Source organism: Novosphingobium subterraneum, assembly GCF_000807925.1.
Taxonomy (GTDB): Bacteria; Pseudomonadota; Alphaproteobacteria; order Sphingomonadales; family Sphingomonadaceae; genus Novosphingobium; species Novosphingobium subterraneum.
In genome coordinates this window covers 106,825-121,170 of record NZ_JRVC01000001.1, presented here as the reverse complement: position 1 = coordinate 121,170, position 14,346 = coordinate 106,825, and the positions used below count along the sequence as shown (strand labels likewise).

Sequence of the window (14,346 nt, the reverse complement as noted above, 5' to 3'; positions counted from 1 at the left end):
GAACGAATCGCTGGTTCGAACCTTAGCGGACGATCGAAATGTCGAGCTGGGCGAGCCCGAGCGATGGCGTAACCCCGAACCATTCGACCAGCCGCCGGTTGAAATGCGCCTGGTCGGCAAAGCCCCCTGCGGCAGCCGCATCGGCGAGGCTGGCGGAGTGGCGGAGTGCGTCGATCGCATGTTGGAGCTGCAACCATTGCAACAATTTGACAGTCGGAAACCCGAAATCGCGGCTGACGACTTCACGAAGGCGTGCTCGCGACAGCCCCATTGCTTGGGCCAATTCGGCGGCGCTCATCCCTGGTTCGATCCCTGCCAATGCCGATCGCAACCGGCTATCGATCAAACTCACGGGACTGGTTCCCAGGAAACGGGCAATCCACTCTTTGGCTTCGGTCCCGGATCGCACGGCCCGCAGCGCCGCAGTCTGCGTGGGAGGGAGGCGGAATGGCTCGGGCCGTCCGAACAGGTCGCACCGCCCGCCAAACCGCGGATCGACATAGATGGTTCGCACCGCTGATCCGGCGGGGCCGAGGCTATGCAAGGTCCCGGCCGGGATGGCTGCGGCCTCGCCCGCGGCTAGGTGCAAGGAAAGCGTTCCGCCGATTGCGCAGGGAGCATCGAGCGCAAGGCTGACCTGGTGCGCCAAGTGGCGATGCGGCCGGTTGTCGCCCGCACGGACGTCGAGCAATGCCCAGCCGACGCCAAGCACCATTGTCCCCGACCAGGGCGAGCCCCTTCCGCTCAAGGCCCCATCGTGCTGGCGGGCGGCTCAAGCATGCCGAACCACGCCACAAGCGCCAGGATCGCTATCGCCGCCCCCGCTTCCAGCATCAGGCTCTTGCGAAGTGCCGCGACAGCGCTGGACGCATCCCCGTCGTTCAGCCCAAGTGCCAGATCTGGCGTCAGGCGCCAGCGGTTTCGCGCAGCGAGGAGCAGCATCCCGGCAACCAGAACCAGTTTCAGAAAAAGTGCCTGCCCGTATGTGGTGTCAAAAACGCGCAAGATATTCGAAAAGCCGATCAGAACCTGACCGTTGATCAGTCCGGTAACAGCGATTATTCCAACACAGATCGTGCCGACCCGTGAAAAATCTTCGAGAGCGCGATGCCCGACCACCAATTTGCGGCCCGAATGCTGATCGAGCGGGGACCGCAGGAGCAGCAGGAAGGCGGCGATCCCGCCGAGCCAGATCGCAGCGGCGAGCATATGCAGCATATCGCTCAGCTTGTGGATGAGACCCAAGCCGCCCTCGCTTGCTCCAGCATGACCTGTCCAGACGAGCGATGAAAGCGCCACTGCGCCCGCAAGCGCTATGGTGCCAAGCTGCTGCTCATCGGTCCAGCGCCGCGGGAAGGCAGCCATCAAAACAACCGCAAGCGCCGCCATCCGCACCAACCACGCGGTGCCGATCGGCGTTTCAAACAGGATGGATTGGCTGGTTTCCCAGTCGATATCGGTTAACGGCCCGCCCATCATGGCCGCGATCAGTGCAGCCAATCCCAGACCCGACAAGGTAATTGCCGTAACTGACCAGAAAGTGAGCGCCCACCGCAGTGAAAGCACCTGCCCTTCCGGCCTTTCATCGTGCCGCAAGGCGTAGAGCGGAAAGGCGGCGAGCCCGACAAGCAGCATCAGGCTCAGATACAATCCGAGCCTGATGGCAATCATCCCAAAATCAGTGTCCACGTTCTATTTGACCGTGAAGCTGAATTCACTGCCCATACGATGCGTGTCAGCACCAGCGGCCGACCATATGACTTTGTAGGTGCCCGGGCTGAGTGCCTTCTTGGGCATGAGCATCATGGATTTCCCGTCCTTGCCCATCATCGACGTGAAAGCGATTTTCATTGGCGCGTGATCGGACATCCCGGGCATGCCGATCATCAGTAGCTCAGCCTTCATCGTCGAAGCGATTACCCGCTCATTGAACTGCAGGTTTACCGACGTGACATTTGAGACGGTTGCGTTTGCGGCAGGCGCCGAACTGACCAATTTGGCATGGGCGAGAGCGGTATCGGAAAGGGCGGTCAGCGAGAGCACGGCCAACGAGAAGGCAACAAGGGTCTTGCGCATATTCGGTCTCCAAAAAAGTGGTGCCAGTCATGAATACGCATGTCGAGGTCGCACCCCTCAGGACGGAAATTGTTGAGGGGTTTTTCGCGCGAGCGCGTATGGCGCTGCAGAACAATTGTTGGATGAGGGTGTGATGGACGATTTCCTGAAACAGTTGCGGCACCCCCCGCCGGTGGGCCTGTTGGACGGCGTCGACGATAACGTATTGGCAATGCTCTCGGATCGTCGACGCGAGACTGGTGCGTCATACCGCCTCATGGCGTTGGCTGCAGTGGTTTCCCTTGGCTGGGGCGCTTTCGCGGGGGTCACCACGCGTGCCCCGATTGTCGCGGCGCGCCCGCTCTCGCCATTCGCGCCGAGCACCGCTTTGGCCCCTTCAACCTTGCTGGATGCACGCTAACGATGGGCTACCGAAAAATTCTGCTGATCGCCGTGGTCGCCTTCGTTTCGGCGCTGACAGGCGTCTTTATCGGGCGCTTTGTCGCGGATCAGCCGCGAGCAAAAGAGAGCGAGTTGCACGCGCTGCTTCACGACAAGCTCGAGTTGACCCCGCAGCAGCGCTCGAAGGTTGAGGCGATTGAAGCGAAGTTCGCCGTTCGGCGAAAGGCGCTCGAACTTGAAATGCGAGCGTCGAATGTACGGCTCGCTGAAGCCATCGCGGAAGAGCACGGGTACGGACCAAAGGTGACCGCCGCGATCGACCATAACCATGTGGTCATGGGAAAACTGCAGAAGGAGACGCTGGAGCATCTCTTCGCCATGCGCGGGGTGTTGAACCCCGAACAGGCCAAAATGTTCGACAACACTGTGGTCAAAGCCCTGACCGCCGATGCGCAGTGACACTCGATCTTTCGCAATGTGACGACCACGAGCTGTCAAGCCTTGCGGTAGCCGGTCAAGCGCAGGCATTTCGGGAATTGATGCGTCGCCACAAGGATCCGGTTTATCGTTTAATCCGCAACAATGTCGGCGATCCGAACGAGGCGCTCGATTTGCTACAGGAGAGCTTTGTTTCGGCGTTTGGCGCCATCCGCCGCTATGACCCGGATCGGCCGTTTCGGCATTGGATTGCCAGGATCGCGCTCAACAAGTGCCGCGACTGGGCGCGGCGGCGGGCCGTGCGCTCATTCTTCTCGCTGGCCCGCCCGATCGAACGCGATGAGGATTTCGGGAGCGATGCGCCTGGGCCTGCGCGCGAAGCCGAGAGCCGTGCGGAGCTGCTGCGGGTTGAAAGGGAGATTGCCAAATTGCCGCAGCCGCTTCGCGAAGTGCTCATCCTGCGAACTATCGAGGAAGCGAGCCAAGCCGAGACCGCCGCGATCCTGGGGATCAGCGAAAAGGCAGTTGAAACGAGGCTCTATCGAGCGCGAGGTCAACTGAAGGCGCAGTTGGCGGCCGAGCCTGTATCCGGTCGGCCCTAATCACGCACGTCATTAGCAAAGCGTACCACCGCTTGCAGCATTTATGGACAGCCGGTGGGGTTTGGTCGCTCGCGAGCCGTACTTGCATGGCGATGCGGCGGGGCAATTGGCGGAATATTTTCTGATTATGCGTGAGGGATGCATGTGCCCGCCGCGTAAAGCCATGTGTAATCCCCATCGTCGAACCTGGACAAGATATGACCCTCGACAGAAGATCCTTTATCGGCGTCGCTGCCGCCGGTGGCGTAACAGCCGCCCTTGCACCCTGGTTTCCGGCATGGGCGCAGCCCGTCTCGCCGGGGATCACGGAGCCGATTCCAACGGTTTCGGGTAACGACATCAGCTTGCGGATTGCCCGTCAGACCATGCGTGTCGATGGCAAGGTCAGCCGCGCGATCGCGATCAACGGGACTGTCCCGGCACCGTTGATCCGTCTACGCGAAGGCCAGAATGTTCGCCTCTCTGTTACGAACGACCTCGACGAAGACAGCTCGATCCACTGGCACGGTTTGCTGCTCCCGTTCCAGATGGACGGGGTTCCAGGCGTCAGCTTCCCTGGCATCAAGCCGCGCTCAACCTTCGTCTATGAATTCCCTGTCATGCAGTCGGGGACCTACTGGTATCACAGCCACTCGGGTCTTCAGGAGCAGCTTGGACACTACGGACCGATCGTCATCGATCCCAAGGGTGCCGATCCGGTGGCCTATGATCGGGAGCATGTCGTCGTGCTTTCGGATCACAGCCGACTCTCGCCCGAGGCGATTTTTCACAAGCTCAAGGTCAATCCCGGGCACTTCAATATGCAGCGCCAGACGCTCGGAGGTCTGCTGTCGGGCAAGGATCAGCCGCTTAAGGACCGGCTTGATTGGGGCGCGATGCGCATGGATCCCACCGATATCGCCGATGTCAACGGTTCGACTTACACTTTTCTGGTCAACGGCTATGGCCCGAAGGACAATTGGACGGCGCTGTTCCAGCCGGGCGAGCGGGTGCGACTGCGCATCATCAATGCCTCGGCAATGTCGATTTTTAACGTCCGCATCCCGGGGCTTCGCCTGACGATCGTGCAAGCCGATGGGCTCAACGTTCGACCGGTCGAGGTCGACGAGTTTCAGATCGCGGTTGCCGAAACCTATGATGTTATCGTGACGCCGGCCGAAGACCGCGCCTACACGCTGGTCGCCGAAGCCAACGACCGCTCGGGCATGGGCCGCGCAACGTTAGCGCCGCGCCCGGGGATGGTCGCCGCAGTCCCGCCGCTGCGTGAGCGTCCGCTAGCCAATATGAAGGACATGGGCATGGGCGAGATGGACATGTCCGGTGGCTCGATGTCCGGCATGGATCATGCAGCGATGGGCCATGGCTCCGGCGGCTCGATGGACATGCCCGGAGCACCCGCTCCGTCGACAGACTCGATGCCCGGCATGGAGATGTCCAATTCCGATACCATGTCCGGGATGGACCACGGTTCGATGAACATGCGTGATTTCAGTGTGGCACCGCAAGTCGAGAAAAATCCGGGCGTACAGACGATCTCGCCGATGCCTGTGGACCGAATGGGCGAACCGGGCCAGGGATTGGAGAATGTCGAGCACAAAGTGCTCACCTATCACGATCTCGTAGCGCTTGAGCGCAATCCCTATGTCAACGCTCCTGATCGTTCGTTGGACATTCACCTGACCGGCAACATGGAGCGATTCATGTGGTCGTTTGACGGCGTTAAAATGTCGGACTTTCACGAGCCCATTCCGTTCATCGAAGGTGAGCGGGTGCGGATAAACCTCATCAACGATTCAATGATGAGCCACCCGATCCATCTCCATGGGCATTTCTTCGAGCTGGTGACCGGCAAGGGCGCATACTCTCCAAGGAAGCACACCGTGCTGGTGCAGCCAGGCGGTAAGGCAAGTTTCGACTTTACCGCCGATGCCGTCGGTGACTGGGCGTTCCATTGCCATCTGCTCTATCACATGCACGCAGGGATGATGCGCGTTGTCAGCGTGCGTCCGCGGGGGGTAGGCGCATGAGCCGAGCCGAACTGTTGCTCGCCAGCGTGATGTTTTGCGCGGCAGCCGTCCCCGCTTCGGCACAATCGATGCAAAGCATGGATCATGGCTCGATGCCGCCCGCTAGCGAGCCCGCCAAACCCAAGGCGCCTTCTGCAAAGCCAGTCGCTCAGAAGCCGGCGGCGCCTCCTTCGGCAAGCACATGCTCGCCTGAACACGCGGAAATGGGGCACTGCGTTCCCGAACCAACGGGTTCGACGCCATCCACGCCCGACACAATGCCAGCGATGAAGATGGCACCGCCGCCCGCGCCATCCGATGACGGTTGCCTGCCCGAGCACGCAAGGATGGGGCATTGCACTCCGGCTGCCGAAACTCCCAAGCCGTCGGAGACGGCTCCGGGATCCGCAGCCGATGAAATGCCAGGCATTTCTATGGGCACGGCCTCGTCGGTAGCAAGCGGTGTCGATCCGGACTGCCCACCTGAGCATGCAAAGATGGGCCATTGCACGCCAAAGGTCGCTCCTTCATTGCCCCAAGGCGGGTCCGGGACGGCGACCGGCACCGACTTCGCGCCTGGCAACGCGCCCGCCCCCGCGCCGCCTTCGGACTGGTATGCCGACCGGTTTTTCCCGAGTGAAACCATGCGGCGCTCGCGCGACGAGATGATGAAAGAAGCCGGGGGCACGACTTTTCGCTATGTATCCTTCGATCTTGCCGAATACGTCGTCCACAAGGGCAAGGACAGCTATCGTTTCGATGGCGAGGCCTGGTTCGGCGGCGACATCAACCGCTTCGTGTTCAAGTATGAAGGCGAGGGCGAGTTCAGGGGGGCATTGGACGATCTTGAGCTGACCGGCGTCTATTCCCGCGCGATCTCACCCTATTGGAACCTGCAGGCGGGTGTCCGCTACGACGTGACGCCTGATCCGTCGCGCACCTATGCTGTCGTCGCCATTGAAGGTCTGGCACCCAATTGGTTCGAGGTCACGGCGTCGGCATTCTTGTCGGACAAGGGGGAACTGCGCGGCCGGTTCGAGGGATTTTACGATCAGCGCATTACCCAGCGGCTGATCTTGCAGCCCCGGATCGAGGCCAATTTTTCCGCGCAAGCCATTCCCGAGCTTGGGGTCGGAGATGGCCTTTCGAACCTCGAGCTTGGGGTTCGCTTCCGCTACGAAATCAGAAAGGAGTTTGCACCTTATGCAGGCTTTGAGTGGACTAGGCAGTTTGGCGAATCCGCTCGCTTCGTCAGAGCGAACGGAGGAGAAGTCTCTGACCCGCACTTTGTGATGGGCGTGCGGGTCTGGTTCTAGAGGAGTTAGTCTGGAGGAACGGTTCGTAGCGGACCAGCAGATCCATCTTTCCAAGGGTATTTTCTTGAATAAGCTCGCTCCTCTCGCATTAATAGCGGCGGCGTCTGCGCTTGCCGGCTGCGGCGCGACTAAACAGCCCTTTGCGCCCGACCAATCGGCAAATTCGGGACCGGCTTTAGCGGAAGCCCAGGCAGACGTGACGGCAACGGATAGTGGCGCAAGCGGATCACCGGCGGGGCCGGAGGGCGCGCCGCAACGATCCGAAGCAAAACCGGTACCAGAGCCCAGCACCCCGAAACCAAAACCAGCTTCAAGGGCCGGCGCACCAAAACCTCAACAGAGAGCGGAATCCAAGGCTGCAACGCCCGTGCCCACCAAGACCGCACCGCCGCCCGGCGAAGCCGATCCTCATGCGGGCCATGACATGAGCGACATAAGATAAGGCAACAATCGGAACGCCGATGGTGATCGGAGGCGGTCGCAATGGGTGCAAATCGGGGGACCAATGGGAGCGAAGGTAAGGGTTCATGTCGCCGCGAGCCGCATTCACAAATGGTTGGCGCTGGTTATCGGGGCGCAGCTCCTGATCTGGTTTTCGAGCGGTGTGCTGATGAGTTATCTGCCCATCGAGCAAGTGCGCGGCGAACATCTTGTGGACCGCGAGCGCGTTGTCGCGATGCCGAAAGGCGTCGATTTCGTCGCGCCGACCCGCCTGGTCGCGGCGGCCAAGACCCCGGTCGAGTCGGTATCCTTCGCCATGCTCGCCAATCGCCCAGTCGCCCTGGTCGCGACGGCGGAGGGAACCACTCTTTTCGATGCGGTGAGCGGCGCGCCACTACTGCCGGTTGACGCAGCGCTTGCCCTCGCAATTGCACGCGATGCGTGGAAGGCTCCGGTCAAGCCCGATGCCAAAGTTTCTCGCGTCCTTGCCGAAAGCCCCGAATATCGCGGCGCGCTTCCCGCATGGCGCGTGGCCTTTGCCGATCCTGACAGCACCAGCGTTTTCGTCGCGGCGGACTCGGGCAAGTTGACGGCGGTTCGCAACGGGACGTGGCGGCTCTACGATTTCTTCTGGAGCCTCCACATCATGGACTGGAAGAACCACGAGAATTTCAACACTTGGTGGTTGCTGGCCTTTGCGTGCGGCGGCTTGGTGCTCGCTATTGCGGGCGCGATCCTGCTCTTCATGCGCTGGCCGTTTCGCCGGAAAAGGCGGGCGGCATGAAGTTTTTGGCTGTTCTGTTTCTCGCTCTCGGCCTCGCATTACAGACCGGGCCGTTGTGTGCTGATGCGGCACCGCTAGCCGCGGCGACATCGATGGCGATGGATTGCTCGAACGCGCAAGACGGTCATCTTCCGGTGCCCGATGGTCACGCGAAAGATTCTGCCATGGCTTGTCATGCCTGCGCCTCACGCGCGGCCGAGCCGCCGACCGTGCAGCCGGTCGCAGTCTGGAATGATCCGGTGCCCAAAGAGGAGGCAGCAACCTCGATTAAGGGAATTGCCCTCAAACCACCGCATCCGCCGCCGCGAGATCAGGCCATGCCAAATCATTCAACCTGATCACGGAGCAATAGATCATGAAACTCAACTATCTGCTTGGCGCGTTCGCGCTCACCCTGTCGACAGCGGCTTTTGCCGCAGAACCGCCTTCCGCTCCGAAGAAGGAGTGCTGCTGCAAGAAGGACGAACATGGCAAGATGGCCTGTTGTCAGGACAAAGCCGAGGCAGCGTCCGACGATCATGCGGGCCACGCCATGGGCGGCATGGAACACAAGTAGGCAACTCGGTGCTCAGGCGGCTAGCTGCCGCCTGAGCACTTCAGGAAGGCGAGATATACAATGCGAAAACTCATTCTGGCACTGGCGTTAGCGGGTTCACCCGCCATGGCCTCGACCGCGGCAATCATGCACCGGGATCCCGGATGCGGCTGTTGCGAGAAGTGGGCGGCACAAGTCCGCAAGGGGCTGGGCAAGACCATCAGAGCGGTCGACGCCTCCAACCGCGCAGCCCTTCAGGCAAGGTATGGAATTCCACCCACCCTCCGTTCGTGCCACACCGCCGTGATCGACGGGATGGCCTTCGAAGGTCACGTTCCGATCGAGGATATGCGGCGTGTCCTTTCGGCAAGGCCGAGAGGCGTGAGCGGCCTTGCGGTCGGCGGCATGCCACTGGGGTCGCCGGGGATGGAAGTGCCGGGGCAGGAACCCCAACGCTTTGCGGTTTACGCCATCGGCGCCGGGGCGCCGACTGTCTATGCGCGGCATTGACCGTTTGCGGCGCTGACTCGACCGGTCCGCCGTTGCAAACGAGGCCGAAATGTCGCGGTAAACTGCCAATCACCCCCGAGAGGGCTGTCCCGAGCGCTGCAGCCCTCACGGGGGTGATTCCCGGGAAAAATATGAGCGCGCCTCACCGGTGCGGCCAGCGGACGGGACACGTGTCCGAAATTCGTGAGGGGTGGCCGGTCGCTGTGCGTATTCTAGAACGAAGGCCCAGCGCGTGTACCGGAAGATTCCATTCGCATGTTTCCAATGACTGCCCGAAGCGACTTTCGCGAGGACCGGCTTTTCCGCCCGCGGGTCGCAAGCGTGGCGTGCTAGACATGGCGGGCGATCGGCACAGGCCGGCCCCGGATGGCAACCAGCCAGACCTGCCTCGGCTCGCCTATCTCGCCTTCCTGAGCGCCCCTGGGCATTTTTTTGTTTTGCTCGATAGTCGTGGCCAGATCCTGGCGCTGAGCGACGACGAAGGGCGCGCCGACCATTGGTGTCCGGCCGATGCTATCGGTCAGTCTCACGAAATTTTCTACGCGCCCGATGAAGCCGCTTCCGGTCTTCCGGTTGCCGATCTTGAAGCGGCCCGGCGTGGCAAGTCGTTTGAGCGCAATGGCTGGCGGGTTCGCCAATCGGGCTTGGAATATCTCGCACATGTGTCGTTTGCTGCCTTGCGCGAAGGCGACCGATTGCTGGGCTATTTCTGCATCGCGCGCGATGTCACCGAAGAGGCCGCGATCCGCGAGGCGATGGAGGCGCGCGAACAGCATTTGAACTCGATCCTGGCGACGGTTCCGGACGCCATGATCGTGATCGATGAGCGTGGCCGGATTTCCTCGTTCAGCGCCGCGGCCGAACGATTGTTCGGCTATGAGGAAAGCGAGCTGCTCGGAGCCAACGTATCGTGCCTGATGCCCACTCCGGATCGCGAACGCCACGACGCCTATCTGGAGCACTACTGCACGACCGGCGAGAAGCGGATCATCGGGATCGGCCGGGTCGTGACCGGACAACGGCGCGATGGAACGACCTTTCCGCTTGAACTCTCGGTTGGCGAGGCGGGGAAGGATGGCGAACGGATTTTCACGGGCTTCATCCGCGACCTGACGGAGAAGGAGCGCGACGAGCTCAAGCTCAAGGAATTGCAAGCCGAACTGGTCCATGTCTCGCGGCTGAGCGCCATGGGCACCATGGCCTCAACGCTGGCGCACGAACTCAACCAGCCGTTGACCGCCGTGGCGAACTATCTGGAGGAATCGCGCGACATGCTCGAGGAGGCGGCCGACGAGAACGCGATAATCATGCGCGACGCGCTCGCGGAAGCGGCGAACGAGACATTCCGGGCCGGCGACATTGTTCGCCGGCTGCGCGAATTCGTTGCGAAGGGCGAGGTCGACAAGCGCGTCGAGCAATTGCCTGGCCTGATCGAGGATGCCGGTCGGCTCGCGCTAACCGGTGCCCGCGAGAATGGCGTGCGCGCCTTGTTCAACCTCGACCCGCTGGCGACGCCAGTGCTGGTCGATCGGGTGCAGATCCAGCAAGTTCTGCTCAACCTGATGCGCAACGCGGTTGAGGCCACGGCGCAAAGCCAAGTCCGGGATTTGACCGTTGGAACCAGGCTTCGGCCGGACGGATACGTCGAAGTCACGGTGCACGACACCGGCCCCGGCATCGCGCCCGACATCCGCCCTCGACTGTTCGAGGCCTTCGTCAGCGGCAAGCAGGAAGGGATGGGGTTGGGCCTGTCGATCTGCCGCACGATCGTCGAAGCCCATGGGGGACGCATTTGGGCCGAGCATCCCGACACCGGCGGAAGCCGTTTTCATTTCACGCTGATGCATGCGGCTGAGGAGGCTGCCGATGAGCGATAGTCGTGTCGTTCACCTCGTCGATGACGAAGAAGCTATCCGCAAATCTGCGGGCTTCGTCTTGTCGCGCGCGGGCTACAAGGTTCTGTCCTATGGTTCGGGCGTCGAATTCTTGAAGTCGGCGAAATCCGCGCCGAAAGGGTGCGTGGTGCTAGACGTTCGGATGCCAGAGATGGATGGGCTTGAGGTCCAGGCCGCGTTGGCCGATCGCGGTATCGACATGCCGGTGATCGTCCTTACCGGTCATGGCGATGTGACCGTTGCCGTCCAGGCGATGAAGGCCGGAGCGGTCGAGTTCCTCGAAAAACCGTTCGAAAAGGCCGCGCTTCTCGGCGCCCTCGAGCGGGCGTTTGCGAGACTTGAACGCAACGATAGCCGCGATCTCGAAGAGCGGGAGGCGCGGACGCGGATAGCGTCACTCACGCCGCGTGAACGCGAGATCCTCGAGGGTCTGGCCAAGGGCTATCCCAACAAGACGATCGCCTATGATCTCGGGTGTTCGTCGCGCACCGTCGAGGTTCACCGGGCAAGCCTGATGCAAAAACTCGATGTGCACAGCCTGTCCGATCTGCTGCGGATTGCCTTCGCCGCTGGTCTTTAGCACAAGAATCTAGGATTCTGTGACATCTACGTAAGGACATTGTCCGCAAGACCGGCGATTCCTGATAGGAGTTGCCTTCTCAGTTTCAGTTACAGGGTCCATGTCCACAAGTCAGAGCGAGCCTGGCAAGAAGCGCTACAAGGTTCTCATCACCGACGATGAGGCCAGTATCCGCCGTTCGTTGCAATTCTTGCTGCATGCGCGGGGTTATGAACCGCTCAGCTACCGATCGGCATCGGCCTTGCTGGCCGATCCGGCTTCGCTCTCCGCCGACTGCATGATTGCCGATTACAACATGCCGGATCTCGATGGCGTCAGCTTGCTCGGCGCGTTCAGGGCCAAGGGATGGAGCGGCCCCGCGATCCTCATATGCGCATCTTGCGATCGCGAGCTGAGGTTGCGGGCCAAAGCTTGCGGCTATGCAGAAGTGATCCAGAAACCCTTCATCCGAACACCGGTTCTCGAGGCGCTGTACCGCTTGTGCGACTGCGCCGAGCCTGGGGATTGTGACGAGGACCGCGAAGGCGGCACAGGGTGCGGCTGCTAGTCTGGTCTCCGGCTCTCTCAGTGCGCGGTCCTTGTATTGGGCAGCCCAAAGGGTGGCCAAGACCAAGCGCGGCCCCGTTGGTGAAACCCGGGTGGAGTATGTGGCCGTTGCCCGACGTCCACTATCATTGGACTGATGTCGCCCCTCTCCAGACAAGGGGCAGAACAAGCAGGAGAAGCAGCGCAAGGCTGCCGATGCTCCAGAGGATGACGGGTTGATATTGCGGCGATGCCAGTGCGAAGGCCAATGGTGCAAGCGCCTGGCCGATGCTGGCCGCCGCATGCTGCAAACCCAGTCTCGAGCCCGAAGGAGCTGTGTTTCCGCCGATCCAGAAACTGGTGATCAGGCGAAGGCTTGCGGAACTCCAGCCGGCCACAAAGATGGTGCCAGCCATAGGCAGGGTCGCAAGGTTGAGGGAATAGAGGAAGACGCTTGACGCGAGAAGGGCAAGGGTAATGCCGGCGAGGCGTCTCGGTGAGGTCACGAGCCAGGTGACTCTTGCAAGGAACAGCTGCGCGGCAAGCATGGCGAACCCGCAAAGGCTAAGCATCCAGGCGATCGTCTCTCGATTGGGCGCATCCGTGCTTCGCGGGATGAGCAGGGCGACATGCATGGCCGCGAGCCCACCGCCACCAACGACCGCGATGAGCAGTAGCATCGAGATCGCGGGGCTGGACGACGATTGCGGGTGGCGAATCTCGGAACAAGCGATGCACCGAGGCGGCAGATGGGCGAAGCACAGCAGGCTGGCGACGCCAGCGATGCCGAGCGCCACCATCAGCAGGGGTGCGCCGGGAGTTACGGCGGCGGAACCCTCTGCGAGCAAAGGCCCAATCATGTCCCCCAGGAAGACGAACCCCGTTAGCCAGGTAAAGCGCTTCGCCTGCTCGCCGCGCTCGGGAACCGCGAAGCTCGCGGACAGCAACGCCAGCGGGATGATGGCCGCAGCGGCCATGCCGGCCAGCGCGCGGAGCAGATAGAGAGCCGGTAGCGGCACCGCTCCGACTGGCGCCGTCGCGAATGCGAGTGCGACGAGAGCGGTGCGAAGCAGGATCCGGTAATCCATCCGATCCGCGAGCCAGCCCCAGAGCGGGGCCAGCAGCAAGGCCGCGAGCGGATGGACGCCGGTAAGGCTGGCGACGTGGAAGTCATGCAGGCGCGGCGCAAGCTGTGCGGCATTGCGATCAACCAGGGCCGGAAGGAAGGCGAGAATGGCGGTCTGCCCCGCCGCAGCAGCGGCTACGGCGAGCAGAAGAAGAATGGACGAGAGCGATTGCCTGCCTTGCGGGCGCGCAAGATGGCCGAGGCCGGTCTGCCATGTCTCGGACAGCCGCCCCAGAATCACAGCAACAGTCGGAAGCCGACGACGACGCGACGTTCGACCGGGCTTTCGCCCTCGGCGCGCCGAAAGTCGGCGGTGCCGCCGAGCGCGCGTTCCCAGACGAAACCGACATAGGGCGCGGACTTTCGAGAAAACTCGTAGCGCAGGCGACCGCTGAGTTCGACATTGCTGAAGCCGCCACCAAGCTCGCGGTCGGTAGATCGCTTGCTGTAGATGTTGGTCTCGACTTGAGGCGTCAGGATGAGGCGATTGGTGAACAGGATTTCATAGGAGGCCTTGGCGCGCGCCGCCAAGCGGCCATCGGCGCCCACATAGCCGGTCAGCTGAATGTCGAACCAGTAGGGAGCGAGGCCCTCAACGCCGACGGCGGCCCAAGTCGTGCCACCTTTCCCGAGATCCTGGCGAACGCCGACCAACGTACCCCAGAATGCGCCCCCGCCGTGCCACCAGAACCCTTCGACGCTGCTCTCGGGATCGAGCCGATCGCGTGAATTCTTGAGCCCCTGGCTGCGGAGCCAGAGCTTGTTGTCGTCCGGCCCGTTTGTGACCAGCACTGTCCAGCCGAACCCCTGTCCCTCGTTGCCCGTGGCGAACTCGAGCTCATCGACCAGGATCTTGGGGATCGAGAGCTTGTCGGCCATTTCGTAATTGGGCAGCGTCGAGTTGCGGTAACCATCGGCATAGTCGTCGGAATTGCGGGCATCGCGCGGTGCCCTGCCGCCCTGCATCTTGCCCGTGTCCATCTCCGTGCTGTCTGGCGACCTGCCCGCTCCGGACATATCCATGCCGGGCATGTTCATACTCGCATGATTTTCGACCGGCGGAGCGGGCTGCGGCTCCTGCGCGGGCTTGACCGACTGGTCGGCCTGGGAAGCGGCCGGTGGCTGTTGCGG

17 protein-coding genes are annotated in these 14,346 nt (G+C 61.9%); 12 read left to right on the top strand and 5 right to left on the bottom strand.

The genetic code is table 11. The features are described 5' to 3' along the window. Positions 1–22 precede the first annotated feature (22 nt). Genes NJ75_RS00580 through copC form a run of 3 tightly spaced genes read right to left on the bottom strand, consistent with a single transcriptional unit; the run spans position 23 to position 2,076 of the window. Positions 23–748 carry a helix-turn-helix domain-containing protein gene (locus tag NJ75_RS00580; RefSeq protein ID WP_137775968.1) on the bottom strand — a complete coding sequence of 242 codons (726 nt, stop codon included), beginning with the start codon at positions 746–748 and terminating at the stop codon, positions 23–25. After that, on the bottom strand, positions 745–1,671 hold the full coding sequence (gene copD, locus NJ75_RS00575) for a copper homeostasis membrane protein CopD (protein ID WP_039330768.1): 927 nt from the start codon (positions 1,669–1,671) through the stop codon (positions 745–747). Before copD ends, NJ75_RS00580 begins: the two co-directional genes overlap by 4 nt. A 21-nt stretch (positions 1,672–1,692) precedes the next feature. Beyond that, a complete protein-coding gene (gene copC, locus NJ75_RS00570; RefSeq protein WP_039330766.1) occupies positions 1,693–2,076 on the bottom strand; it encodes a copper homeostasis periplasmic binding protein CopC in 384 nt (127 codons plus the stop codon). Between the two features lie 133 nt (positions 2,077–2,209). Here copC and NJ75_RS00565 point away from each other — a divergent pair, with 133 nt between their 5' ends. From NJ75_RS00565 to NJ75_RS00515, 12 genes are all read left to right on the top strand, one after another. Beyond that, positions 2,210–2,476, top strand: a complete 267-nt coding sequence (locus NJ75_RS00565; protein ID WP_039330765.1) for a hypothetical protein — start codon at positions 2,210–2,212, stop codon at positions 2,474–2,476. 2 nt (positions 2,477–2,478) lie between these two features. Further along, positions 2,479–2,916, top strand: coding sequence for a periplasmic heavy metal sensor (locus NJ75_RS00560; RefSeq protein ID WP_039330763.1), 438 nt, complete (start codon positions 2,479–2,481; stop codon positions 2,914–2,916). Beyond that, entirely contained in the window at positions 2,913–3,497 is a 585-nt protein-coding gene (locus NJ75_RS00555) for an RNA polymerase sigma factor (protein ID WP_039330761.1), read from the top strand. Before NJ75_RS00560 ends, NJ75_RS00555 begins: the two co-directional genes overlap by 4 nt. Positions 3,498–3,694: 197 nt before the next feature. Beyond that, on the top strand, positions 3,695–5,524 hold the full coding sequence (locus tag NJ75_RS00550; protein ID WP_039330760.1) for a copper resistance system multicopper oxidase: 1,830 nt from the start codon (positions 3,695–3,697) through the stop codon (positions 5,522–5,524). Between the two features lie 398 nt (positions 5,525–5,922). Next, on the top strand, positions 5,923–6,819 hold the full coding sequence (locus NJ75_RS00545) for a copper resistance protein B (RefSeq protein ID WP_236727031.1): 897 nt from the start codon (positions 5,923–5,925) through the stop codon (positions 6,817–6,819). A gap of 505 nt (positions 6,820–7,324) precedes the next feature. Then, entirely contained in the window at positions 7,325–8,044 is a 720-nt protein-coding gene (locus NJ75_RS00540) for a PepSY domain-containing protein (RefSeq protein ID WP_039330756.1), read from the top strand. Further along, on the top strand, positions 8,041–8,382 hold the full coding sequence (locus NJ75_RS24175; RefSeq protein WP_137775969.1) for a hypothetical protein: 342 nt from the start codon (positions 8,041–8,043) through the stop codon (positions 8,380–8,382). Before NJ75_RS00540 ends, NJ75_RS24175 begins: the two co-directional genes overlap by 4 nt. Positions 8,383–8,399: 17 nt before the next feature. Continuing rightward, complete coding sequence (locus NJ75_RS00535; RefSeq protein WP_039330754.1) at positions 8,400–8,600, top strand: hypothetical protein; 201 nt, start codon at positions 8,400–8,402, stop codon at positions 8,598–8,600. Positions 8,601–8,660: 60 nt separating this feature from the next. Then, positions 8,661–9,089 (top strand): DUF411 domain-containing protein, encoded by a 429-nt coding sequence (locus NJ75_RS00530; protein ID WP_039330752.1) that lies wholly within the window; start codon positions 8,661–8,663, stop codon positions 9,087–9,089. A 335-nt stretch (positions 9,090–9,424) separates the two neighbouring features. Then, a complete protein-coding gene (locus NJ75_RS00525) occupies positions 9,425–10,966 on the top strand; it encodes a PAS domain-containing sensor histidine kinase (protein ID WP_052241816.1) in 1,542 nt (513 codons plus the stop codon). Then, positions 10,956–11,564 carry a response regulator transcription factor gene (locus NJ75_RS00520; RefSeq protein ID WP_039330750.1) on the top strand — a complete coding sequence of 203 codons (609 nt, stop codon included), beginning with the start codon at positions 10,956–10,958 and terminating at the stop codon, positions 11,562–11,564. The genes NJ75_RS00525 and NJ75_RS00520 overlap by 11 nt, the downstream gene beginning before the upstream one ends. 100 nt (positions 11,565–11,664) lie before the next feature. Further along, positions 11,665–12,111 (top strand): response regulator, encoded by a 447-nt coding sequence (locus NJ75_RS00515; protein WP_052241814.1) that lies wholly within the window; start codon positions 11,665–11,667, stop codon positions 12,109–12,111. Positions 12,112–12,235: 124 nt separating this feature from the next. Here NJ75_RS00515 and NJ75_RS00510 read toward each other — a convergent pair whose 3' ends face one another. Further along, entirely contained in the window at positions 12,236–13,456 is a 1,221-nt protein-coding gene (locus NJ75_RS00510) for an MFS transporter (protein WP_082013215.1), read from the bottom strand. After that, on the bottom strand, positions 13,453–14,253 hold the full coding sequence (locus NJ75_RS00505; RefSeq protein WP_039330921.1) for a copper resistance protein B: 801 nt from the start codon (positions 14,251–14,253) through the stop codon (positions 13,453–13,455). The genes NJ75_RS00510 and NJ75_RS00505 overlap by 4 nt, the downstream gene beginning before the upstream one ends. Positions 14,254–14,346 lie beyond the last annotated feature (93 nt).